This window comes from Kitasatospora sp. NPDC058218 (assembly GCF_042882445.1).
Lineage (GTDB): Bacteria > Actinomycetota > Actinomycetes > Streptomycetales > Streptomycetaceae > Kitasatospora.
Genome location: NZ_JBHVWC010000029.1, coordinates 63,413 through 84,925, shown reverse-complemented (window position 1 = coordinate 84,925; position 21,513 = coordinate 63,413). Strand labels below are relative to the sequence as shown.

22 protein-coding genes are annotated in these 21,513 nt (G+C 74.5%); 11 read left to right on the top strand and 11 right to left on the bottom strand.

Annotated elements, in window-relative coordinates:
- Nucleotides 1-8: 8 nt before the first annotated feature.
- A complete protein-coding gene (gene paaI, locus ACFVYI_RS19965; RefSeq protein WP_387887243.1) occupies nucleotides 9-446 on the bottom strand; it encodes a hydroxyphenylacetyl-CoA thioesterase PaaI in 438 nt (145 codons plus the stop codon).
- A gap of 273 nt (nucleotides 447-719) precedes the next feature.
- Between paaI and ACFVYI_RS19960 the strand changes: the two genes are divergently transcribed.
- From ACFVYI_RS19960 to ACFVYI_RS19950, 3 genes are all read left to right on the top strand, one after another.
- Nucleotides 720-1,094: a hypothetical protein gene (locus tag ACFVYI_RS19960; protein WP_387887240.1), complete on the top strand. Its 375-nt coding sequence runs from the start codon at nucleotides 720-722 to the stop codon at nucleotides 1,092-1,094.
- On the top strand, nucleotides 1,064-1,936 hold the full coding sequence (locus ACFVYI_RS19955; protein WP_387887238.1) for a chitosanase: 873 nt from the start codon (nucleotides 1,064-1,066) through the stop codon (nucleotides 1,934-1,936). The genes ACFVYI_RS19960 and ACFVYI_RS19955 overlap by 31 nt, the downstream gene beginning before the upstream one ends.
- 247 nt (nucleotides 1,937-2,183) lie before the next feature.
- Nucleotides 2,184-2,621, top strand: coding sequence for a hypothetical protein (locus ACFVYI_RS19950; RefSeq protein ID WP_387887235.1), 438 nt, complete (start codon nucleotides 2,184-2,186; stop codon nucleotides 2,619-2,621).
- A gap of 88 nt (nucleotides 2,622-2,709) precedes the next feature.
- Here the strand turns inward: ACFVYI_RS19950 and ACFVYI_RS19945 are convergent, their stop codons facing one another.
- Nucleotides 2,710-3,285 (bottom strand): hypothetical protein, encoded by a 576-nt coding sequence (locus ACFVYI_RS19945; RefSeq protein WP_387887233.1) that lies wholly within the window; start codon nucleotides 3,283-3,285, stop codon nucleotides 2,710-2,712.
- 87 nt (nucleotides 3,286-3,372) lie between these two features.
- Nucleotides 3,373-3,564: a hypothetical protein gene (locus ACFVYI_RS19940; RefSeq protein WP_387887231.1), complete on the bottom strand. Its 192-nt coding sequence runs from the start codon at nucleotides 3,562-3,564 to the stop codon at nucleotides 3,373-3,375.
- Nucleotides 3,565-3,870: 306 nt separating this feature from the next.
- Between ACFVYI_RS19940 and ACFVYI_RS19935 the strand changes: the two genes are divergently transcribed.
- From ACFVYI_RS19935 to ACFVYI_RS19925, 3 genes are all read left to right on the top strand, one after another.
- On the top strand, nucleotides 3,871-4,605 hold the full coding sequence (locus tag ACFVYI_RS19935; RefSeq protein ID WP_387887229.1) for a DUF4232 domain-containing protein: 735 nt from the start codon (nucleotides 3,871-3,873) through the stop codon (nucleotides 4,603-4,605).
- Between the two features lie 116 nt (nucleotides 4,606-4,721).
- The gene (locus ACFVYI_RS19930; protein WP_387887227.1) at nucleotides 4,722-5,669 is read left to right on the top strand and encodes an MBL fold metallo-hydrolase; all 948 of its coding nucleotides are present in this window, start codon (nucleotides 4,722-4,724) and stop codon (nucleotides 5,667-5,669) included.
- 195 nt (nucleotides 5,670-5,864) lie between these two features.
- Nucleotides 5,865-6,794, top strand: a complete 930-nt coding sequence (locus tag ACFVYI_RS19925; RefSeq protein ID WP_387887224.1) for a hypothetical protein — start codon at nucleotides 5,865-5,867, stop codon at nucleotides 6,792-6,794.
- 60 nt (nucleotides 6,795-6,854) lie between these two features.
- On the opposite strand, the gene ACFVYI_RS19920 is transcribed toward ACFVYI_RS19925, so the two are convergent.
- From ACFVYI_RS19920 to ACFVYI_RS19900, 5 genes are all read right to left on the bottom strand, one after another.
- Nucleotides 6,855-7,574 carry an AIM24 family protein gene (locus ACFVYI_RS19920; protein ID WP_387887222.1) on the bottom strand — a complete coding sequence of 240 codons (720 nt, stop codon included), beginning with the start codon at nucleotides 7,572-7,574 and terminating at the stop codon, nucleotides 6,855-6,857.
- Nucleotides 7,575-7,604: 30 nt separating this feature from the next.
- On the bottom strand, nucleotides 7,605-8,297 hold the full coding sequence (locus tag ACFVYI_RS19915; RefSeq protein ID WP_387887220.1) for an AIM24 family protein: 693 nt from the start codon (nucleotides 8,295-8,297) through the stop codon (nucleotides 7,605-7,607).
- Nucleotides 8,298-8,330: 33 nt separating this feature from the next.
- Nucleotides 8,331-9,665 carry a TerD family protein gene (locus tag ACFVYI_RS19910; protein WP_387887217.1) on the bottom strand — a complete coding sequence of 445 codons (1,335 nt, stop codon included), beginning with the start codon at nucleotides 9,663-9,665 and terminating at the stop codon, nucleotides 8,331-8,333.
- A 213-nt stretch (nucleotides 9,666-9,878) separates the two neighbouring features.
- The gene (locus ACFVYI_RS19905) at nucleotides 9,879-11,243 is read right to left on the bottom strand and encodes an FAD-dependent oxidoreductase (RefSeq protein ID WP_387887214.1); all 1,365 of its coding nucleotides are present in this window, start codon (nucleotides 11,241-11,243) and stop codon (nucleotides 9,879-9,881) included.
- A 149-nt stretch (nucleotides 11,244-11,392) separates the two neighbouring features.
- The gene (locus tag ACFVYI_RS19900; RefSeq protein ID WP_387887212.1) at nucleotides 11,393-11,893 is read right to left on the bottom strand and encodes a MarR family winged helix-turn-helix transcriptional regulator; all 501 of its coding nucleotides are present in this window, start codon (nucleotides 11,891-11,893) and stop codon (nucleotides 11,393-11,395) included.
- A 102-nt stretch (nucleotides 11,894-11,995) separates the two neighbouring features.
- On the opposite strand from ACFVYI_RS19900, the gene ACFVYI_RS19895 reads away from it, so the two are divergent.
- On the top strand, nucleotides 11,996-13,237 hold the full coding sequence (locus ACFVYI_RS19895) for an alpha/beta hydrolase (protein WP_387887211.1): 1,242 nt from the start codon (nucleotides 11,996-11,998) through the stop codon (nucleotides 13,235-13,237).
- A gap of 16 nt (nucleotides 13,238-13,253) precedes the next feature.
- Here ACFVYI_RS19895 and ACFVYI_RS19890 read toward each other — a convergent pair whose 3' ends face one another.
- On the bottom strand, nucleotides 13,254-13,733 hold the full coding sequence (locus ACFVYI_RS19890; RefSeq protein WP_387887208.1) for a hypothetical protein: 480 nt from the start codon (nucleotides 13,731-13,733) through the stop codon (nucleotides 13,254-13,256).
- Nucleotides 13,734-14,060: 327 nt separating this feature from the next.
- Here ACFVYI_RS19890 and ACFVYI_RS19885 point away from each other — a divergent pair, with 327 nt between their 5' ends.
- The 3 genes from ACFVYI_RS19885 to ACFVYI_RS19875 all read left to right on the top strand — a co-directional run bounded on the left by ACFVYI_RS19885 (nucleotide 14,061) and on the right by ACFVYI_RS19875 (nucleotide 18,713).
- A complete protein-coding gene (locus tag ACFVYI_RS19885; RefSeq protein WP_387887205.1) occupies nucleotides 14,061-14,585 on the top strand; it encodes a hypothetical protein in 525 nt (174 codons plus the stop codon).
- Between the two features lie 37 nt (nucleotides 14,586-14,622).
- Nucleotides 14,623-15,888 carry a sensor histidine kinase gene (locus ACFVYI_RS19880; protein ID WP_387887203.1) on the top strand — a complete coding sequence of 422 codons (1,266 nt, stop codon included), beginning with the start codon at nucleotides 14,623-14,625 and terminating at the stop codon, nucleotides 15,886-15,888.
- A 455-nt stretch (nucleotides 15,889-16,343) separates the two neighbouring features.
- Complete coding sequence (locus ACFVYI_RS19875; protein WP_387887201.1) at nucleotides 16,344-18,713, top strand: HelD family protein; 2,370 nt, start codon at nucleotides 16,344-16,346, stop codon at nucleotides 18,711-18,713.
- Between the two features lie 97 nt (nucleotides 18,714-18,810).
- Here ACFVYI_RS19875 and ACFVYI_RS19870 read toward each other — a convergent pair whose 3' ends face one another.
- Complete coding sequence (locus ACFVYI_RS19870; RefSeq protein WP_387887200.1) at nucleotides 18,811-19,794, bottom strand: aldo/keto reductase; 984 nt, start codon at nucleotides 19,792-19,794, stop codon at nucleotides 18,811-18,813.
- Nucleotides 19,795-19,943: 149 nt separating this feature from the next.
- On the opposite strand from ACFVYI_RS19870, the gene ACFVYI_RS19865 reads away from it, so the two are divergent.
- Nucleotides 19,944-20,501: a hypothetical protein gene (locus tag ACFVYI_RS19865; protein WP_387887198.1), complete on the top strand. Its 558-nt coding sequence runs from the start codon at nucleotides 19,944-19,946 to the stop codon at nucleotides 20,499-20,501.
- Nucleotides 20,502-20,564: 63 nt separating this feature from the next.
- Here the strand turns inward: ACFVYI_RS19865 and ACFVYI_RS19860 are convergent, their stop codons facing one another.
- Nucleotides 20,565-21,500, bottom strand: coding sequence for an NADP-dependent oxidoreductase (locus tag ACFVYI_RS19860; RefSeq protein WP_387887300.1), 936 nt, complete (start codon nucleotides 21,498-21,500; stop codon nucleotides 20,565-20,567).
- Nucleotides 21,501-21,513: the final 13 nt, after the last annotated feature.

The following is a 21,513-nucleotide window of genomic DNA, read 5'->3' as shown; positions in this document are numbered from 1 at the left end:
CGGCCCGGTCAGCCGGCCTGCGGTCGGCCGGCGATGACGAAGCTCTGCCCGCGGAACTCCGCGACGACCCGCCCCGCTACCTGGCGGACGGTCACGTCGTAGATCCCCTGCCGCCCGGAGCGGGTCCGCTCCACCGCCTCGGCGACCAGCTCGTCGCCGACCTCGGCCGGGGCCAGGAAGGTGACCTGAGCGGCCTGGGCGACGGTCACCGGTCCGTGGCTGTTGCAGGCGTAGGAGAACGCCGCGTCGGCGAGCAGGAAGAGGAATCCGCCGTGCGCCGTCCCGTGGCCGTTCACCATGGACTCGCCCACCCGCATGCGCATGACCGCCCGACCGGCGGACACCTCGTCCAGGGTGATGCCCAGCGCGTGGCTGGCCCGGTCGCGCGCGTACAGCGCGGCGATCGCCGATCCTCCGGCCGGGGCCGGTCCGGTCTCCGCGTCCACGACGTCCTGCCTTTCCGGGAGCCGCCGCACGGGACGGTCGCCCCGCTGCCGCCGCCCTCCCGCGCACCGGATTACACCGAGCCGCGCCACCGCCTGTCAATGACCTTCCCCGGACCGCCACCGGGCCGGGGCGCCCGGTCCGGTGGCGGTCGGCGACGGTCCCGGCCGGTCCGGGCGCGCCTTCCCGCTCGAACGACGGGCCGCTACTGTTCGGTAACCGCGGCCGGACACGGCCCGCGGTACCCGTCGTACGACACCGTCCCAGGAGTGACCGTGAAGCGATCGAGACTCTCCGCCCGGCTGCTGAGCGGACTTCTGCTCGGCGCCGGAGTGCTGCACTTCGCCGCGCCCCGCCCGTTCGACGCGACCGTGCCGAAGCGACTTCCGGGCAGCCGGCGGGGCTGGACGTACGCGAGCGGCGTCGCCGAACTCGCCATCGGCACCGCGGTCGCCGTGCCGCGCACCAGGAGGGTCGGGGCACTCGCCGCCGCGGGCTTCTTCGCCGCCGTGTTCCCCGCCAACATGAAGATGGCCTACGACTGGCGGCACCGGCCGGCTCCGCTGCCGGCCCTGGCCGTGGCCCGGCTGCCGCTCCAGGTGCCGCTCGTCCTGTGGGCGTGGCGGGTCGGGCAGCGCAAGCACGGCTGACGGACCCCCGGGGGTGCGGCGCCGCCCGGGCCGCAGCCGCCGCCCTCCTGGTCGCGGGCCTGATCGCCGGTGCGCTCACCGCCACCGCCGACGCCGCCGAACCCCGCCCGGCCGCGGCCACCGCCGCCCGCGCCGTCGCGGCCTCCGACCTCGGCAGCCCGGAGAAGAAGGACGTCGCGATGCAGCTGGTCTCCAGCGCCGAGAACTCCTCGCTCGACTGGCGGGCGCAGTTCTCCTACATCGAGGACATCAACGACGGACGCGGCTACACCGCAGGCCTGATCGGCTTCTGCTCCGGGACGGGCGACATGCTCGACCTGGTCCGGGCCTACACCGAAGCCGTCCCGGACAACCCGCTGGCCTCCTATCTGCCGGCCCTTCAGCAGGTCAACGGCAGCGCCTCCCACGAGGGCCTGGACCCGGGCTTCACCGCGGCCTGGGCCGCGGCAGCCGGCGACCCCGCCTTCCGGCAGGCCCAGCTCGACGAGCTCGACCGGGTCTACTTCAACCCCGCCGTCTCGCGGGCCAAGCAGGACGGGCTGCGCGCGCTCGGCCAGTTCGCCTACTACGACGCGGCCGTCGTCCACGGCCCCGACGGTCTGGCCAGGATCCGCCAGGCGGCACTGGCCACGGCCACCCCGCCGTCCCAGGGCGGTGACGAGACCGCCTATCTGGAGGCCTTCCTCGACGCGCGCAACGCCGAGATGGTGACCGAGCCCGCGCACAGCGACACCAGCCGCATCGACACCGCCCAGCGGGTCTTCCTCCGGGCCGGCAACCTCGACCTCGACACCCCGCTCCACTGGGCCGTCTACGGCCAGCAGTTCAGCATCTCCTCCTGACCAGCACGCCGCCCGGCGCAGGGGCGCCTGCACCGGGCGGCGTCCGGGGCCGGTCGGAGCGCGGCGCGGGACGCGGGGCACCGCGGGCACCACCGGCCTCCGCCGTCAGCCTCCCGGCCCCGGACACCACCCGATCGACCGAGTCGGCAGCGGCCGTCCGGGTGGCCCCGGGCGGAAACGGTCCGCACACGCATGGCCGGATCGTTCTGCCGTACATGCCCACACAGAACGATCCGCCGAGGCCCCGGTGCGCCTGATCGGACGGGCCGCCTCGGCGGTCCTCTCCCTGACCATCCTGATGCTCCCGGCGGTGGCCGCCGGCGGCGACCGCCAGAGCGGCTCCGGCCCCGGCCCCCGGCCGCCCGAGAACGGCCACGCCGGGTGGGAGGTCGCGGCGGGCGCCGCCAACGTCCGCCGCGACCACTCGGTCAACGACACGGTGCTCGGCCTGACGCACTGTGGCGACCGGGTCGAGATCGTGGACACCTGGACCTCACCGCTCGGCACCCGCTGGGGCAAGGTCGTGGTCACCGGCAACGGACTCACCGGCTGGGTGCTCTGGTCCCTGCTCACCCGCCACGAGCCGACCGTCGCGTCCGTCGCGACCTGTCCGCCTCAGGAGTGCCGCCGCGCCTCTCCCCCGTGCGCCGGCGGCTCCGCCGACATCGGCCCCGTCCGGCTCTGAGGCACCCGGCTCCGGCCCGCGCCGGCTCCGACGCAGGCCGGCCCGACGTCACCGGCCCGGCCTCGTCGGCCCGGCCTCGTCGGCACGATCAGAGCTCGTCCACCACCGCACCCGCGGCCAGGGCACAGGCGGCCATGACGGCGAGCAGGACGAGCACCACCGTGCGGTCCGCCGCGTCGGGGCGCGGGCCCAGCCGCGGCTCGACCGTGCCGCGCGGGTCCACCGTCACCCGGAGCCGGTCACCGAGGGCGGGGTGTTCGCCTCTGGTCCCGATGCCCCTGACCTCGGTCCCGTCGGCGAGCCGCACGTCGACCGCGGTCACGGCGGGCCCCTGACCGGCCATCGGGTCGGAGCTGACGATCGCCCGGACCACCTCGCCCTCCGAGGCGACGCCCCGCTCGTGCAGGAGCTGTTGGTCCTGCATGCCGAATCCGGCGACGAGGAGGACGACCCAGGCGGTCAGCAGGCCGAACAGGGCGGCCGCCGTCCTTCCCGCGTCGTTCCTGAGCAGCCGGACCAGACCCGCCAGCGAACCCAGCACGATCAGGCCGAAGCCCACGGCGGCCGGCGGCGCCCAGTCGATGTCCCGCAGTTCGAGGAGCCCCCAGGCGCCCAGGACGGCGGGGGCCAGCCAGCACACCGCCACCACCGGAACCACGAGCACCGCTCCCGGCCGACTCCGCATGCCCCACCCCCGGACACCCTTACCCGGGACGGCCCGCGGCGACGCCCGCGGCGACGATCCGGGGTGTCAGCGGCGGCCGAGCAGTCGTCCCAACCAGCCGGTGCCCTTCTCGGCGCCCCGCTCGGCACCCTTCGCACCGCCCTCCCCGCAGGCGCAGCGCTCGGACCGGGGCACTCCGGCCAGTACCTCGTCCACGTGCCGGCCGCAGCCCGCGTAGCCGGGCTTGCCGCAGGACCGGCAGACAACGCGTCGACACATACCGCTCTCCTCGCTCTCGGGGCGGCCCGTCCGGCCGCCTTCCCGAATATACCCGAGGGGGTATTTTTGCCGTCCACGCCCGATCCGGGCCGGAGTCCGCCCGGCGTCCACCCTGAGCCCGCCCGTTCCATTCCGCCGTTCCAGGCAGACGCGTTCCCGCAGGTCAGAGGCCATAAAACATTCCGGCCTCCCAGATCGGCGGCCGGCTCTGGCGGCCGAGGCGGTTCCCGCGCCAAGGTCGTGCCCAGACCCGGCAGACCGGGTTCCCTTGCCCGCACCGCACGACAGACACCGGGGGACCTCCCAATGCGCACCCACCGCAGCCGCACCACCGTCCTGGCCGCCACCGGCACCGCCGCCCTCGCCCTCGCCCTCACCGCCTGCGGCGGGGACGCCACGGACACCGGGGCCGCCGCACCGACCCCCGCGGCCGCGCGGTCCACGCCCGGCACGGCCGACACCGCCCCGAACACGGCGCCCGCACAGGGCGCGGCCAGCACGCCCGGCGCGGGCGCCGGGACGAGCGGCGCGGGCGCGCAGGGCGCCGGCACCGGGAAGGGCTCGCCCACCGCCCGGCCGACCGGTGCCTCGCAGGCGCCCGCCGACCCGGCGGCGGCGAGCGCGCCGCCGTGCACCGTCAAGGACGTCGCCGTCACCGCCGCCCTCCAGGACGGCCCGCCCTACACCCACATCGTGCTGACCGCGAGGAACACCTCGGGTCACAGCTGCCGGCTCAGCGAGTACCCGCAGATCCGGTTCCTCGAAAGCCACCGCGAGAACGTGCCCGCCGTCGCCAAGAGCAAGCCCGCCTCCCCCGTCGTCCTCGCCGCCGGCGCCCCCGCCTACGCCGTCGTCAAGCTCTCCGACGGCGGTGTGCACGAGAACAACGAGCCGGTGACCGCGTTCTCCGTCGCCCTCGCCGGCGGCAGCGGCCAGGCCACCGTCAAGGCCCCCGGCGCCGGCGGCATCGCCGTCGACCCCGCCGTCTGGGCGACCGGCTACTGGACGCCCGAGCTGCGCAACGGCGCCGACGAATTCTGATCCGCCCCCGCCCGCGGCGCCTGGTAGGTTCGCGACGGCGGCTCCCGGCCGAGCCGACGCCGGACGAGGGCGGGTGGCGCACTCGGCCGGTGCGAGCGACAGCGACGGGAGAACCCATGACCTCCGGCCCGCACCCGATCGGCCCGGCGAGCCCGAGCGGTCCCCCGCGCGCGCTCAGCTCCGCGGCCGCGATCGACTTCGCGGCCGCGGACCGGGCGGCGCACGCCGCGGGGCGCTCCCTCGATGTGCGCTGGATCCACGGGTCGGAGTCGGCGAAGCACAACACCGACCCCGAACTCCAGGTCCACCACTACGACGAGCACACCGTGATCCTCCGGCAGAACATGGCCGTCGACTACGAGGCGCCGTTCCTCTTCCTGCTCTTCGGCAACGAGCGCGCGGTCCTGATCGACACCGGCGCCACCACCGCCCCCGAACACCTCCCGCTCCGCCGCGTCGTCGACGAGCTGGTCGCGGGGTGGCTCGCCCGCCACCCGCGCACCGCCTACCAGTTGCTCGTCCTGCACAGCCACGGTCACGGCGACCACATCGCGGGGGACGCGCAGTTCGCCGGGCGGCCCGACACCGTGGTGGTGGACGCCGCGCCCGACACCGTCCGGGCGTTCCTCGGCCTGGGCGACGACCCCGACCGGCCGGCCCACCTCGACCTCGGCGGGCGGGTGCTGACCTGCCTGACCAGCCCCGGTCACCACGAGGCCGCCATCACCTACTACGACCCGTTCACCGGCTTCCTGCTCACCGGCGACACCGTCTACCCGGGGCGGCTCTACATCGCCGACTGGGACGCCTACGTCGCGACGATCGACCGGCTGATCGCCTTCGCCGCCGCCCACCCGGTCAGCCACGTGCTCGGCTGCCACATCGAGATGACCGATCAGCCGGGGGTGGACTACCCGATCCGCTACACCCACCAGCCCGACGAGCCGCCCCTGCAGATGACCGTCGCTCAGCTGCACGACGTCCGCCGCGCGCTCGGCGAGGTGGCCGCCCGGCCCGGGCGGCACGCCTACGACGACTTCGTGATCTGCTACCGCACGGGCTGACCGGGACCGGCGCCGGACCACCCGCCCGGGCCACCGACCCGACGGGGCCCACCACCCGGCGGGGCCCGCGAAGTCGGGGCCGCGCGCCTCCCCGGCGACCGCTGCTCCGGGAGCCGCCCGGCGGGGCCGTCACGGTTGCGTCACACGACCACCGCTCCCCGACGGGGCGGCCCGCCGTGCTGGCAGACTCGCGCCATGACAAGCCCCTCTCCGTCGGCCGGGCAGCGGCCCCGGGTGCTCTCCTCGCTGGCCGTTCTCCTGCTCGCCGGGGCGGCCGTCACCGCGTGCACCTCCCCGAGCCAGGCGCCGCCCGGTCCGCCGCCGGCCCAGGCCACGTCCGCCGCCGGGCGGACCGCCGCCGTCTACACCCCGGACCACCCACTGGACCAGGAGCAGCTGAAGCAGGCCGCCGAGCAGCTGCGCAAGCGGGCCGAGGCGCGCGGCCTGCCGGATGCCCGGGTCACCTCGACGGCCGCGGCCCTGCGGCTCTCGGTCGCCGGGCAGGTCTCCGGAGACCGCCTCGCGGCGCTCGGCCGCCGGACCGCGCTGGACTTCCGGCCGGTGCTGGCCGTGGCGGCCGGCGCCGCCGCCCCGGAGCCGGGCTCCGCGGACTCCACCCCGACCGGCGCGGTGCCGCCGGAACTCGCCGCCGGCTTCGCCGCGCTGAGCTGTGCAGGCCCCGACACCGCACTCGCCGCCGCGATCGATCCGGGTGCCGCCGTGGCGGTCTGCGGCACCGTCACCAAGGCGGACCCGGTGGCGATGAGGTTCGCCCTGGCACCGGCCGCCGTCCGCGGCACCGACATCGCGAAGGCCTCGGCGGCGTTCGACAGCCAGTTCGGCGCCGGCTGGCAGGTGACTGTGGAGTTCACCGCCCAGGGCGGCAAGGCCTTCGCCGACCTCACCGGCAGGATCGCGCCGCAGCCCGCGCCGGCCAACCAGCTCGCCATCTCGGTGGACGGCACGGTCGTCTCGCACCCGTACGTCGCCCAGGCGATCGTCGGCGGAGCGGCCGTGATCAGCGGTTCGTTCACCGAGGACGAGGCCAAGGACCTCGCCGCCGCCCTGAGCTCCGGCAGCCTGCCCGCCCACTTCAAGGCCGCGGTGTCCACCGGGACCGACTGACCCGGCGCCGACGGGTGCCGCCCGCCTGCCGCCCGGGTGGTGCGCCGTGCCGGGCGGCGGTCAGCGCAGCGGCACCCGCTGCGGCGGGAGGAGTTCGCTGGGCTGGACGATGACGATGCCGTCGCCGGTGAAGGACAGCTCCCAGCCCTCGGTGGCGGTGCCGCGGCGGCGCCAGGCCTCGGTGTTGCTGCTCTGTGCCTGGAGTTGGACGTCGAGGGCCGAGGACCAGCCGACCACCGCGTCGGCGTCCGCGTAGACGTACTGGCCCGCGCGTACCGGCATCACCAGCGGCAGGCCGGAGGTCATCACCACCAACGTGCCGCTGCCGGACAGCTCCAGGCTGTGCCGGCCGACGCCGGAGATCCGCTCACCACCCTCGATGTCGATCGCCCGCCACTCGATCGTGGTGTCCAGGGCCAGGACGTAGCTGCTGGTGATCGTCAGCCGTTCGCGCCGGAGGTCGAGGATGTGCAGGTGCTGGGCCAGGTTGGCGAGGTAGACCGTGCCGGTGCCGGCGCAGCGCATCAGGTCCAGGGCGGGCGGCTGCTGACGCGCCTGGTGGTGCTGCTGCGGATGGTGCTGTTGCTGCCGGTTGCGGCTCCGGCGGCCGGGCTCGGTCCAGCCGGTGAACTGCACCCGGCCGGTGTGCGCGACCATCGCGCCGCTGCGGGCCAGCACCTCGGCCCGCCCGTCCAGCGCGACCCGCAGCAACTGCGGGTTCTGCAGGGCGAAGCGCTCGTCGCCGGCCAGGGCGGTGTGGTCGAGAAGGGGACTGTGCACGGTGATCACTGCTCCTTGGCTGCGGACTGTTCAGCCGCGGATCTTGAGTCGGTCGGAGGTGTCCTCGCTGGGCTGGACGACGACGAAACCCGAGCCCTTGAAGCCCAGTTGGACCGCCTCGCCGCTGCCCCTGCCGATCAGTGAGCCGACCTTGAGGGTCCGCCGCACCTTGATCTCCAGCCCGGTCGTCCAGGCCACCAGCGCGTCCGGGTCGACGAACGTCTCGGCCTCCGCGCAGTCCAGCACCACCGGGACCCCGCGGGAGGTGACCGACACCCAGCCGCTGCCGCTCACCGTCACGTTGTACAGGCCCGTACCGGCCATCAGCGCCGGCCCCTTGACCTTCTCTACGGCGCAGCCCAGCGAGGCGTCCAGGGCCAGCAGGTGCGAGCCGTTGACGGACAGCGACTCGTCGTCGAGCTGGAGGTTGAGCACGTCCGCGCCGAAGTCGGCCAGGTAGAGCGTGCCGTCGCCGAACCAGCGCAGCAGCGGACTGCGCTCGCCCGACGCCCACTCACCGAGCGACCGGCGCAGCGACTGCGAGACCGCCTCGTACTGGAGGAACCCGTCGTAGGCAACCATCGCCCCGGGTTTGGCGAGCACGTCCTGCGCGCCGGTGACGGCGACCCGGCACATCGCCCCGCCGTGGTTGCTCATCCGCGCCGCGACCGGGGAGGCCGTGTACCCCTGCAGGTACGTGCCCGAGAGCACCTGCCGCTCCATTCCAACCTCCTTGTACCCGGGCGCTGCGCCCGCTCAGACCTCGAACGGCTGGACGACGACGAAGTTCCCCGGCCCGCCCCTGAACTGAAGGCTGTACGACTCCGCGGCGTGCCCCGCGTAGGCGGAGCGCCGGATCCGCACCGGGGCCGTGGTGATCACCTGGGCTCCGCGCGACCACGCGACCAGCGCGTGGACGTCGGCGTACGTCTCGGGCGCCGGGGTGACCGGCAGCACCACCGGGATGCCGTTGGTCTTCACCACCACCGTGCCGTGGCCGCTGAACTGGAGCGTGAAGAAGCCGCCGTTCGGCAGGCCCTCGCCCTCGATCCGGCGGACTTCGTGCTCCAGGTTCGCGTCGAAGGCCAGCACCCGGTCGGAGCTGACGCAGATGGCGTCGCCCTCCAGCCGCACCACGTGGAGGTGGGCGGCCTCGTCGGCCAGGAACACCTGGCCCTCGCCGGAGACCCGCATCAGCTTGAGCGTCTGGCCGGTGAGGTTGCCGGTGAGCTTGCGCAGCATGCCGGAGCTCTCGTGGGCGAACTCGGCCCGGCCCTGGTAGGCCACCATGCTGCCGTGCAGGGCGAGGACGTCCTGGCCCTTGCTCAGGGTGTAGCGGACGAGGTGGTCGTTCTGCTGCACCCACCCGGTCTGCTCGGGGACTTCGGCGTACTTGACCAGGGAGATCCGGACGCCGGGCGGCGTGGGCGGCTGCACGGGGAGCTGCGGCGCGGGCACCGGCGCGGCCGACACGGGAGCAGCGGGCACCGACGGCACCGGCGCCGGAGCAGCGGGCGCCGGGGCGGCCTGGACCTCGCTCCCGCCCTGCTCGGCGTCCTCTTCGAGCGCCTCGCCGCCGAAGTTCTCCAGCAGTGCCCGCAGGCCCCCGTCGAAGCCCTGGCCGACCGGTGTGATGCGCCACTCGCCGTTGCGCCGGTAGATGTCCGCCAGCATCACCGCACGTTCGGTGCTGAACTCCGAGCCGGTGAAGGAGTAGCGGCCGACCTCCGTCCCGTCCACGACGAGCCGGACGCACCCGGAGGTGACCTGCGACATCCGGCCCTCGCCGTCGATGGTCGCGGTCAGGCTCAGCCGGTCGATGGCCGGCGGGACGTCCGGCAGCACGATCCGGAACGCCTCCGTGTCACCGGACTGCCCGCCCAACAGCCGCACCGAGCCCTCCGGGCTGGCGGGCTGGTTGAAGAAGACGAAGTAGCGGTCGTCGCTGAGCCGCTGATCCGCGTCCAGACCGAAGCAGCTGATGTCGAACACCAGCCCCGGCGCGCTCAACCGCACACCGAGATAGAGGTCCGTACCCGGCGTCAGATCGGCTATTCGCACACGCGAAGCCTTGGCAAGTTCCCTGGTCATGGCGCCGGGCCGACCCTCCCCCTACGTCGACGGGTGTGGTCCGGCGACCCTACCCCACCTCGTCCGGACGCAGCAGACCCCCGCCCGGTTGCGCGCCCCGGCCACCGGGCGGGCCCGGCGAACAGCCGGGGCGGACGGTGCTCGACCGTCCGCCCCGTCGTGGTTCGGTCCACGCCGTCCGCCGCGGGCCCCGCCCCCGGGCCCGAGGGCCCGTCAGGCGCCGCTGTGGCGGAGCATCTCCTCGCGGTCGACGACCTTGACGCGCTCGCGCCCCTCGGCCGTGCCGAGGTCGCGCTCGTGGGCGTCGAGCTCCTTCCAGCCCTCCCAGGTGGTGAACCGGACGCCCTGGTCGCGCAGGTGGGCCACCACCGCGTCGGGCTCGGGCTCGACGGCGCCGGGGAGGCTGCCGGCGGCGTGGTCGGCCAGCAGGCAGGCGACGGTTTCGTTGGCGTCGCCCTTGGTGTGGCCGATGAGGCCGACGGGGCCGCGCTTGATCCAGCCGGTCACGTAGGTGGCGGCCTGGTGGGAGCCGTCGGCGGCCAGGACGCGGCCGGCCTCGTTGGGGACGGTGCCGCTGATCGGGTCGAAGGGCACCTTCGGCAGCTCGTCCGAGTAGTAGCCGATGGCGCGGTACACGGCCTGGACGTCCCAGTCGGTGAAGCGGCCGGTGCCCCGGACGTTGCCCGTGCCGTCGAGTTCGGTGCGCTCGGTGCGCAGGCCGCTCACCCGGCCGTCCTCGCCGATCACCTCGACGGGGGACTCGAAGAAGTGCAGGTGGACCCGGTGCGGGCGGTCGCCGATGTCGCGGATGGCCCAGTTCTCGATGGTGGAGGCGACCATGTCGGCGTGCTTGCTGCCACGGCGTTCGGCGATCGAACCCTCGTCGTACTCGATGTCCTCGGGGTCGACGACGACCTCGATGGTCGGGGAGTGGTCGAGTTCGCGCAGTTCCATCGGGCTGAACTTGGCCTGCGCCGGGCCGCGACGGCCGAAGACGTGCACCTCCAGCGCCCGGTTGGCCCTGAGCCCGGCGTGGACGTTCGGGGGGATCTCGGTGGGGAGCAGCTCGTCGGCGGTCTTGGCGAGGATGCGGGCCACGTCCAGCGCCACGTTGCCCGCGCCGAGGACGGCGACCTTCTCGGCCTCCAGCGGCCAGGTCCGGGGGACGTCCGGGTGCCCGTCGTACCAGGAGACGAAGTCGGCGGCGCCGAAGGAGCCGTCCAGGCCGGTGCCGGGGATGTCGAGGGCCCGGTCGGCCGTCGCGCCGGTGGCGAAGACCGCGGCGTCGTAGAAGCGGTGCAGGTCGTCCAGGGTGAGGTCGCCCGGGTAGTCGACGTTGCCGAACAGGCGTATGCCGGGCTTCTCCAGGACCTGGTGCAGCGCGGTGACGATGCCCTTGATCCGCGGGTGGTCGGGGGCGACGCCGTAGCGGATCAGCCCGAACGGGGCGGGCATCCGCTCGAACAGGTCGATCGAGACGCCCGGGTCCTGGGCGGCGTCGGACTTGAGCAGGGCGTCCGCGGCGTAGATGCCGGCGGGGCCGGCTCCGACGATCGCGATGCGGATCGGGCGGGACATGTCGGGTGGTCCTCCGGGCGGGCGAGCGGCAGACGGATGGTTGAAGCAAACCCGGGCAGTGTGCACCGGTGTAGGGGGTCCGGAGCTATGACCTCATAGATCCGACCTATGGGTACGGCTCGAACGACAGCGCGCGGCAGGCGGCGGCGTCAGAGCCCGTCGTAGATCCCGGCGAGTCCGCGCAGCACGGTGGCCGCCGCCTCGATCGTGGCGTCGTCGAGCCCGGCGACCAGGCGGTCCAGGTCGGCGTGGAGCGCCTGCTGGCGCTGGAGGTGCCGTTCGCGACCGGCCGCGGTGAGGGTGACGAGGACGGAGCGCCGGTCGTGGGCCGGCCGCTCGCGGGTGACGTAGCCGGCCTCGACCAGCCCGTTGACCAGCTGCGTCGCCGCCGCCGCGGTGGTCTCGGCGCCGGCCGCGAGCCGGCTGACCGGGATCGGCCCCTCGTCGGCCAGGACGCGCAGGGCCCGGGCGTGGGTGAGCGAGAGCGCGCCCGGGGAGCGGGTGGCGCGACCGCGCAGGCGGGCGTCGGCGGCACTGAGGCTGTACGCGGCGCGGGCGAGCGCCTCCAGCGCGTCGGCGCGTTCGACGCGCTCCGCTCCGGGCCGGGCCCGGTCCGACCGGGCCGGCCGGTCCGCATTCGGTTCGGTCATGGGGTGATCCTCTCCCGTCTGACGCCGGGGTTGACAGCCGGGTAAAGCATAAGTACTTAATAGTTAAGTACTTATCAATTCTCTTCCACAAGGGAGCGCACCATGACCGTCCGATCGACCGGACAGAGCTGGGCCCTGGACATCGCCCTCGCCCAGGGCGGCTTCGACGCCCTGCACCCGCAGGCCAAGGGCACGATGGAGCAGCTCGGCCACGACCACACCGACTTCGACAAGGTCTTCGCGCTGGTCCGCAGCGGCGCCATGCTGCCCAAGGCGTGGGCCACCGTCGCCGGGCAGGCCGAGCAGCGGGCCGCCCACCACGAGCGCGAGGGCTTCGGCCGCACCGCCGCCGACCTGTACCAGCGGGCGGCCGTGATGTGGGGCCGCGCCCAGTACTCGTTCCTCGACGCCTCCGACCCGCGCAAGACGGCGTTCCGCGAGCGTGCCGACCACTGCGTGGCGCGACTCGGCGAACTGCGCGGCCACCGGGTGCGCCGGGTGGAGCTGGAGTTCGAAGGCCGGCACGTCTACGCCCTGCTCCACCTGCCGCCCGGGCGCGTCGAGCAGGCCTCCGCGGTCATCCTCGGCCCGGGGATGGACATGATCAAGGAGGACTACATCTTCGCCGCCGAGCGCTACTACACCTCGCGGGGCATCGTGGCGCTCTCCATCGAGGGCCCCGGCCAGGGCGAGTCCCGGGCGAACGGGCTGACCCTCGACCTCACCAACTACGAGCGGGCGCTGAGCCGCTGCATCGACCACCTGGCCGGCCTCCCCGAGGTCGACCCGCAGCGGATCGGCATGTTCGGCATCAGCATGAGCGGCTACTGGGGCATGCGGGCCGCCGCCGCCGACCCGAGGCTCGCCGCGCTGGCCGCCTTCGAAGCCGTCACCGGCGACTTCGACACCATCTTCGAGCGGGCCCAGCCGAGCTTCAAGCACAACTTCATGTACATGGCCGGCTACACCGACGAGCAGGCCTTCGACCGCGAACTGGTCGACCGGCTGCCGCTCGGCGACCTGGTCACCCGGATCACCTGCCCGGTCCTGGTGGGCATCGGCGAGTTCGACGAGCTGACCCGGCTGGAGCAGGCACTGGCCGGCTACGAGCTGATCACCGCGCCCAAGGAGATGCGGGTCTACGAAGGCGAGTTCCACCCGCTGGGCGGTGTCGCGGCCGAGGTCTTCCGCTTCGGCGCGGAGTGGCTGGAGCGCGCGCTGGCCGGCGAACTGGCCGAGCCCGGCCGGGACGCCCGGTACTACGTGCACAGCGACGGCCGGACCACCGACGGCACCGCCGACCCCGCCTGGTGGCTCGGCACCGACCCGGTGACGGCGCGCTGACCGGCGCGGCCGGGGCTCACTCGATCCCCAGCGGGCCGATGCCCAGGTCCTCGCGCATGAGGCCGCGCATCCGGCCCATCGCCGAACGGCGCAGCGCGATCAGCGGCGCGTCCTCGGCGGAGCCGACGGCCGCCCCGGCCGCGTAGGCGTCGCGGACGCGGCGCAGGCTGAGGAACGCCTCGTTCCCGGCCGCCACGACCTGCGGCGGCCCGACCAGCCAGAGGCGCTCGCTCGCGGTGTAGAGGCCGGTGGCCCGGAAGGCCTCCCGCACGGCCGCGTCACGCGCCGACTCGGAGAGGTGGTCGCCCAGCGCGACCGCCCGGATCTCCTCGCCCGCGGCCTTGAGCGCGCTGACGAACTGGGTGTACACCTCGCGCCGCACGTCCAGCGCGTGCCGGGCCTCCTCGCGCCGCCAGCGGTTGCGGTCGGCGACCAGGGTGGCGGTGATGCCGATCACGGCACCGGTCAGCGTGGAGAGCAGGGGCATCCAGTCCATGCGCGGCAGCCTGTCGGAACGGGCGCGGCGGCACCAGTGGCTTTTCGGCTGTGCCTGCCTGCCGGGCCGGGCGCGGGACCGGGGCCGCTCTGGTCCCGGCCGGACAGGCTCCGGCCGGGACCAGGGGCTCATGTGTTCGGGACGCGCAAGGGGAGACCGTGGAGGAAGAGTTCCACGGTCGCGCAGCCCCCGTCGGGCGACTGCGCAGCGGTGCTCCGACCGCCCCGGTGCGGACGGCACGACAAACCGCCGGATCCGCTCGGCCCCCCGGCCGACCCGAGGCACCCGGCACGCGCCGCCGACCGTGGCCGACCCCGAGGACACGCCATGAACGACCGCTCCACCCCGACCTTCGACGTCGCCGTGCACCAAGCCGGAGCCGGCGGCGGGCCCGGCCCGGCAGTGGCCCACGGCTTCCTGCTCAGTACCCAGACCGTCCTGGTGCCGCAGCCGCCCGAGACCCTGTCGAGCCCCTGGCAGCGCCTCGTCGTCCGCATCACGCGGAACGCGGACCCGGACCCGGGCCCGGAGACGATCAACGTCGCCGGCCTGGCCCTGTCCGCGGTCGCCACGGACGGTGTCACCGCGGCGGCGGCGCTGCTGACCCTGAACAAGCCCTCGCGGCACACGGACGCGCTCAGGGAGCACTCCCGACGCGATCTCACCCGAGCCCTGCACACCCACGGCGGCGACCTGTGGGCGGCCTACGCCGATCTCGGCTACCCGATCGCCCGGCCGCCCGCCCTGATGCAGCCGGACACCTGGTGGCTCGCCTTCGCCGGCGACCTCACCGACTTCACCCGCGCCGAATGCTGCAACACCGTGCCGCAGCAAGCCTGCTGCTTCAAGTAGCCGGCCCGGGGCACCTGGCGGGAACACGGACCAGCTGATGGACACCACCGAACAGCACCCCGCGGACCGGGCGGCGGACCACCGCCGCCACCGGTCCGTGGGGCTGCAGGACCTCGCCCTGGCCCTCGCGGCCACGGCGCCGGACGTCTTCTACTTCGGGAACCCGGCGTTTCCGGGCACCTCCTGGGCGGAGCACGCCCAGGTCCTGGCACTCGCCTGCGTCCAGGCCGTCGCGCTGGCCCTGCGCCGGCGCCGGCCGATGGCGGTGTTCCTCGTCGTCTGGGCCGTCACGACCGGCGCGTGCCTGCTGACGCTGGCCGACGCGCTGTCCTTCACCCCGTTCTTCGGCCTGCTGCTCGCGCTGTACACCGTCGCGGACACCTGCCGACGCCCGGCCGCCTTCACCGCGCTGGCGCTCGGACTCGCCGCCACCGGGCTGAAGACCTACTACCTGGTCGACCTGGTGCCGACGACCGACAGCACCTCGATGCTGCTGTCCTCACTGGCCTTCTACGTGCTGGTCACGGTCTCGGCCTGGAGCCTCGCCCGCTGGGTCCGGGCCGGCCGGATCGCCGCCGAGCGCGACCGCCGCGACCTCACCGAGGCCCGCCGGGCGGTGGTGCGCGAGCGCACCCGCATCGCCCGCGAGCTGCACGACATCGTCGCCAACGCCGTCGCCGTCATGGTCATGCGGGCCGAGAACGCCAGGAGCACGACGCCCGCCGAGCAGACCGGCGCCATCGAGGCGTTCGGCCACATCGAGGACGTCGGCCGGTCGGCGATGACCGAACTGCGCCGCATGCTCCGGGTGCTGCGCAGCCCGGACGCCCCCGTCGAGGACATCGGCCGGCACGGCCTGGCCGATCTGCAGCCGATGCTGGAGGACGGCCGCCGGACGGGCATCCGGATCGACCTCGACGTCCGCGGCACCCCGCTCCCCCTCGACGACAGCGTCGACCGCACGGCCTACCGGCTGGTGCAGGAGGCCGTCACCAACATCACCAAGCACGCCGGGCCGGGCAGTCACGCGGCCGTGCGGATCACCTGGTCCGACGCCCTGCACATCGAGGTGGTCGACGACGGCGCCGGCCGTACCCTCGCGCTGCGGCGGGACCTCTCGACCGGACACGGCCTGATCGGGCTCGCCGAACGGATCGCGGTCTTCGGCGGCGAGCTGACCGCCGGCCCGCACCGGGCCGGCTTCCGGGTGGCCGCCACACTGCCGCTCTCCCCGACGCCGGCGGCCGGCGCCCCGGCTCCGGCCGTCAGCGGCGGCGGGCTTCGTCGGCGCGGCGGACTGTGAGAGGCTCCGGGAACTCCGGCACTGCGGCCGCGTGGTGACAGGCCCTGACGGACGGACGCGCGATCGGCGCGACGGACGGCAGCGCGGTACGCGGCGCACCGCGCTTCGTGAGGGGGTGGTCCGACCAGGGCGGACGACGAACGGGAAAGGGGACGTACCCACTCCTTTCCACTCCCAACTTATAGCGCACGGGGGGGCTTGCCGCAAGGCCCCGGTCGTGCCGCAGAATTGTCGGCCTGGGCCGGGGCCCGCGGACATGGAAGGTGCCGCAGCCCGTCCCCGTCCGCTCGCCACCGGTGCGCCGAAAGCGCCGACTTCCAAGATCCTTATGCTGGGAACCCCACCGGGGCCGTCGCGTGCGCGCGGTCCCCGCCCCCGAGCTTTGTCGTGTCGTACATGGCGGTGTCCCTCCGCCGCCGCCCTCGGTCGCCCGGTCGATCGAAGGTCCTGAGTCAATGGAGCTTGCCTTGGTCCCCACGTCGTCGTCCCCGTCCGAACCCACCACCGCCGGAGCCGGGACGAACCCGGGCGGCGGCGACGCCCCGGCCTCCGACGGCCGGCGGACCCGGGAGCTGCGGGCGGAGAACGCGTACGTCGGCCGGCTGTACGACCGGCTCGAAAGCCTGCGTGAACTCGCGACGGCCCGGCTGCGCGAGATCCACCGCCAGGACAAGGGCGGCACGCTCCAGTCCCGCCTGGAGCGCGACACCATGGAGCTCCACCACACCCGCCGGCTGGCGGAGCTCTACGCCGCCGAGTACGGGCTCTGCTTCGGCCGGCTCGACACCGCCGACGGCGAGCGCCAGTACATCGGCCGGATCGCCCTCGCCGACGACGACCACGAACCGCTGCTCACCGACTGGCGGGCCTCGGCCGCGGAGCCGTTCTACCGCGCGACGCCCGCCGCCCCCGGCGGGGTGACGGGGCGACGGCACCTGCGGAGCAAGGGCCGGACCATCGTCGACTTCGACGACGACGCCTTCGGCGTGGGCGCCCTGGACGGCCGGGCCGGCTCCGACCTCAGCGGGGAGACCGCGCTGCTCGCCTCGCTGACGGCGGCCCGGACGGGGCGGATGGGCGACATCGTCTCCACCATCCAGTCCGAGCAGGACCGGGTGATCCGCTCCGAGCTGAGCGGCGTGCTGGTCGTCCAGGGCGGCCCGGGGACCGGCAAGACCGTGGTCGCGCTGCACCGCGCCGCGTACCTCCTCTACACCCACCGCGACCGGCTGGCCAAGCGCGGGGTGCTGGTCATCGGGCCGAACACGACGTTCCTGCGCTACATCGACCAGGTCCTCCCCGCGCTCGGCGAGAGCGAGGTCGTGCTGAGCAGCATCGGCGCGCTCTACCCCGGCGTGACCGGGACGGACACGGAGACGCCCGAGGCGGCCGCCGTCAAGGGCGACGCACGGATGGCGCGGGTGCTCGCCACCGCGCTGGAGGGCCTGCGGCAGCTGCCGGAGGAGTCCTGGACCATCACCGTGGGGCGGAGCTCGCCCCACCAGGAGGAGCTCGTGATCGGCCGGGCCCTGTGCGAGCGGGCCCACGCCGCCGCCCACAAGAGCGGCGAACCGCACAACGCGGCCCGGGCCGCCCTGGTCGAGCGGCTCTCCTCGGAGCTGGCCCTGCGGATCGCCAGGGACCGGGGCGGGGAGATGGAGCTGGACGACGTGGTGGACCTCGCCGACTCGCTCGTCGTCGAGCGCGACTTCCAGGCGCTGGCCGAGAAGCTGTGGCCGCGGCTCGGCCCGGAGCAGCTGCTCACCACGCTGTTCGGCTCCCCTGAGCTGCTGGCGGAGGCCATGCCGGACTTCTCGGAGGCCGAACGCGCCGCCCTGCTGCGCGAACGGCCGGGCCCGGACCAGGAAGCCGCCACCGCCTGGACCACCGACGACGTGCCGCTGCTCGACGAGGCCGCCGAGCTGCTCGGCCCGCTGCCCGGCAGCGCCGTCTCCCGCCGGGCCGCCGCCGCCGCCGAGGCCGAGGAGCTGGAGTTCGCCAAGGTCGTCCTGGAGGACTTCGGCGCGGGGCTGGCCGAGATCGACGCGGAGATGCTGACCCGCCAGTACCGCGGCGAGGGGGAGTTCCGCCCCCTCGCCGAGCGTGCGGCCGAGGACCGGACCTGGGGCTTCGGGCACATCATCGTCGACGAGGCGCAGGAACTGTCCCCCATGGCCTGGCGGCTGCTGACCCGCCGCTGCCCCGGCCGTTCCATGACGATCGTGGGCGACCTCGCGCAGACCGGTGCGCCGGCCGGGCTGAGCTCCTGGGGCGAGGCGCTCGACGAGTACACGGCCGGGCGCTGGCGCACGGTGGAACTCACCATCAACTACCGGACCCCGGCCGAGATCATGCGGATCACCGAGGGCGTCCTGCGGGCGGTCGACCCGGCGCTCACCGCCCCCACCGCGGTGCGCAGCGGCGGGACCCGCCCGTGGAGCCTGCGGATCCCCGCGGACGACCGGGGGGCGGCCCTGCGCGCCGTCGTCGAGAAGGAGGTCGCGCAGCTGGACGGCCGCCGGATGGCGATCCTGCACGCCCCCGGCTTCCCGGCCGAACTGATCGACCGGCTGACCGAGGTGGACGGTGTCGCGCGCGCCGACGGCCCCTCGTCGCTGGACTCGCCCGTCGTGCTGATGACGGCCGCCCAGTCCAAGGGGCTGGAGTTCGACGCCGTCCTCGTCGTGGAGCCCACGGAGATCCTCGCGGCGCACTCCCGCGGCGGGAACGACCTCTACGTCGCCCTCACCCGTGCGACGAAGAGCCTCGGGGTCGTCCACAGCCGGGACCTGCCGGAGATGCTGCAGGGCCTGGACCCCCGCTGAGCTGACGGGGTGCGCGACGGCCCGGCAGGATCGACCTGCCGGGCCGTCGGGTGTGCGTGTTCAGGCGGGAACCGACGATCCCGTCATCGGCGGTGCCTCACCAGCGGTCGTGGACCTGCGGGCGGATCCGGCGGTCGTACAGGCCCCGCACGGCGGCGAGGGTCGTCGCGGACAGCGGCGGGAAGGCCGCGGCGGCGGCGTTCGCGCGGGCCTGCCCGGGGTTGCGGGCGCCGGGGATCACCGTCGTCACCCCCGGCTGCTGGATGATCCAGCGCAGCGCGGTCTGCGCCGGGGTCGCACCCGTGGGCGCGAGCGCGGCGAACTCCGCGGCCGCCTCGACCCCGGTCGCGTAGTCCACGCCGGAGAAGGTCTCCCCCTGGTCGAAGGCCTCGCCGTGCCGGTTGTAGCTGCGGTGGTCGTCCGCGGCGAAGGCGGTCTGCGCGGTGTAGCGGCCCGAGAGCAGCCCCGAGGCCAGCGGGACGCGGGCCAGGATGCCCACCCCGGCGGCCGCGGCGGCGGGCAGGACCAGCTCCAGGGGCTTCAGCCGGAACGCGTTCAGGATGATCTGGACACTGGCGACGCCGGGCCGGGCGATCGCGGTCAGCGCCTGCGCGCAGGTCTCGACGCTGACGCCGTACGCGGCGATCCGCTCCTCGGCGACCAGGGTGTCGAGTGCGTCGAACACCTCGTCGGTGGCGTAGACCGGCGTCGGCGGGCAGTGCAGCTGCACCAGGTCGAGCCGGTCCACGCCCAGATTGTCCCGTGAACGGTCCGACCAGGAACGGAAGTTGGCGAGGTTGTAGTGCTCCGGGCGCTGCTCGGCCCGGCGGCCGAACTTGGTGGCGACGAAGACCTCCGCGTCCGGGCGGCCCTTCAGGTAGCGGCCGATCAGCTGCTCGCTGCGGCCGTCCCCGTAGACGTCGGCGGTGTCGAAGAGGGTGACGCCGGCCTCGACGGAAGTGTCCAGGACGTCGAGCGCGTCCTCCTCGCGGACGTCACCCCAGTCCGCGCCGAGCTGCCAGGTGCCGAGCCCCACGACGGAGACGGGTCGGCCGGTCCGGCCGAGTACACGCTGTTCCATGGGGCGAGCCTCTCACAGGCGACGGGCGCGTTCACCGCCGCCGATCGCCCGGCGCGGCCGGTGCGGGCCCGTGCGTCCGGCGGCGCCTCCGGCCCTGCCCCGGGCCACCCGGCGCAGCCGGCGACCCCTCGTTCGGGTGGATCACGGCCGTGTCCCGTATCGCCGGCGGTCCGGGCACCCCGATCCTGGGCACGGCCGAACCGGTCGGCCGGCGGAGCGAGGACGAGGTGGGTGAGGGCGCGATGTCCCAGCGCTTGTGGTGGCGGGCCGTGCGGGTGGCGGGCGCGGTGGTGGTGCTCACGGCCGCACCGGCCGCGGCGGTCGTCCCGTGCGGCCCCGATCTCGGGGTGACGGCGGCCGACCCGGCCCCGGTGCACGGGGGCGGCACGACGACCGTGCACCCCGTCGTGGTCAACACCGGGGACTCGGCCACCACCGAACCGTTCAAGCTGGTGGTCCAGCTGCCGCCCGGGGTCGTCGGCACCGGGCTCGCCCCGGCCGTCTGTTCCACCGGGCCCTTCGGCCACACGGTGACGTGCACGTTCCCCGCCGGGCTGGCCCCGGGCGCCTCGGTCGGCGCCGACGTCCGGCTGGGCGTGGCCACCGGCATGGACCCGGGGGTGCTCGACGGCACCGCGCTGGTCGACCTGCCCGGGGATCCGACGCCGGGGGACAACAGCGCGCACTTCGACATCGTCGTGTTGTAGCGCCGCACGCGCACCGCCGGCCCGGGCTCGTCGGAGCCCGGCGGCGGTGCGCACCGACCCGGGCTATTCGTCGACGGTCAGCACGATCTTCCCGGTGACCCGGCCGGTGTCGCCCAGGTCGTGGCCCTTGGCGGCGTCGGCGAGCGGGAAGACCGCCTCGACGACGGCCCGCAGGTCTCCGGCGGCGACCAGCCCGGCGATGGCCTTCATCCCGGCCTGGTCGGCCTCGACCAGCAGCGGGTAGGCCCGCACGCCCCGGGCGGCGGCCTGCTCCGCGAGGTCGGCGGGCAGCGTGCCGAGCGCGATGCTGACGAGCTGGCCGCCCGGCTTCAGGGTGTCCAGCGAGCGGATCGCGGTGTCGCCGCCGAGGGTGTCCAGCACCAGGTCGACCGGGGCGATCCGGGTGAAGTCCTCGTTGCGGTAGTCGATCAGCTCGTCGGCGCCCAGCTCGCGCAGCAGCGCGTGCTTGGGAGCGCTGGCCGTGCCGATCACGTACGCGCCGCGGGTCTTGGCGATCTGCACGGCGAGGTGGCCGACGCCGCCGGCCGCGGCGTGGATCAGGACGCGCTGGCCGGGCCGGACGTCCGCCGCGTCGACGAGCGCCTGCCAGGCGGTCAGGGCGGCCAGCGGGATCGCGCCCGCCTGGACGTGGTCGATGCCCGCCGGCTTGCGGACCAGCGCGCGGGCCGGGGCCACCGCGTACTCGGCGAACGCGCCGACGCCGTACGGGTAGGGCAGCATCCCGAACACCTCGTCGCCGGGGCGGTGGATCGTGACGCCGGTGCCGACCGCCTCGACGACGCCGGAGACGTCCCAGCCGAGGACCACCGGGAGGCGGTCGAGGAAGCCGGCGTACTGGCGGTGCTTCCAGTCGGTGGGGTTCATGCCGGCGGCGCGGACGCGGACGAGTACCTCGGACGGGCCGGGCTCCGGGCGGTCGAGCTCGACCTCCCGCAGGACGTCGCTGCCGCCGTAGGTGTTCTGGGTGATGGCCTTCATTGTGCTCATGCAT

Bases quoted from the DNA above. Each gene is read 5' to 3' on its own strand.
- ACFVYI_RS19940 (WP_387887231.1), bottom strand. From the start codon at position 3,564: ATGTGTCGACGCGTTGTCTGCCGGTCCTGCGGCAAGCCCGGCTACGCG.
- ACFVYI_RS19935 (WP_387887229.1), top strand. From the start codon at position 3,871: ATGCGCACCCACCGCAGCCGCACCACCGTCCTGGCCGCCACCGGCACC.
- ACFVYI_RS19930 (WP_387887227.1), top strand. From the start codon at position 4,722: ATGACCTCCGGCCCGCACCCGATCGGCCCGGCGAGCCCGAGCGGTCCC.
- ACFVYI_RS19925 (WP_387887224.1), top strand. From the start codon at position 5,865: ATGACAAGCCCCTCTCCGTCGGCCGGGCAGCGGCCCCGGGTGCTCTCC.
- ACFVYI_RS19915 (WP_387887220.1), bottom strand. From the start codon at position 8,297: ATGGAGCGGCAGGTGCTCTCGGGCACGTACCTGCAGGGGTACACGGCC.
- ACFVYI_RS19910 (WP_387887217.1), bottom strand. From the start codon at position 9,665: ATGACCAGGGAACTTGCCAAGGCTTCGCGTGTGCGAATAGCCGATCTG.
- ACFVYI_RS19905 (WP_387887214.1), bottom strand. From the start codon at position 11,243: ATGTCCCGCCCGATCCGCATCGCGATCGTCGGAGCCGGCCCCGCCGGC.
- ACFVYI_RS19900 (WP_387887212.1), bottom strand. From the start codon at position 11,893: ATGACCGAACCGAATGCGGACCGGCCGGCCCGGTCGGACCGGGCCCGG.
- ACFVYI_RS19895 (WP_387887211.1), top strand. From the start codon at position 11,996: ATGACCGTCCGATCGACCGGACAGAGCTGGGCCCTGGACATCGCCCTC.
- ACFVYI_RS19890 (WP_387887208.1), bottom strand. From the start codon at position 13,733: ATGGACTGGATGCCCCTGCTCTCCACGCTGACCGGTGCCGTGATCGGC.
- ACFVYI_RS19885 (WP_387887205.1), top strand. From the start codon at position 14,061: ATGAACGACCGCTCCACCCCGACCTTCGACGTCGCCGTGCACCAAGCC.
- ACFVYI_RS19880 (WP_387887203.1), top strand. From the start codon at position 14,623: ATGGACACCACCGAACAGCACCCCGCGGACCGGGCGGCGGACCACCGC.
- ACFVYI_RS19875 (WP_387887201.1), top strand. From the start codon at position 16,344: ATGGAGCTTGCCTTGGTCCCCACGTCGTCGTCCCCGTCCGAACCCACC.
- ACFVYI_RS19870 (WP_387887200.1), bottom strand. From the start codon at position 19,794: ATGGAACAGCGTGTACTCGGCCGGACCGGCCGACCCGTCTCCGTCGTG.
- ACFVYI_RS19860 (WP_387887300.1), bottom strand. From the start codon at position 21,500: ATGAAGGCCATCACCCAGAACACCTACGGCGGCAGCGACGTCCTGCGG.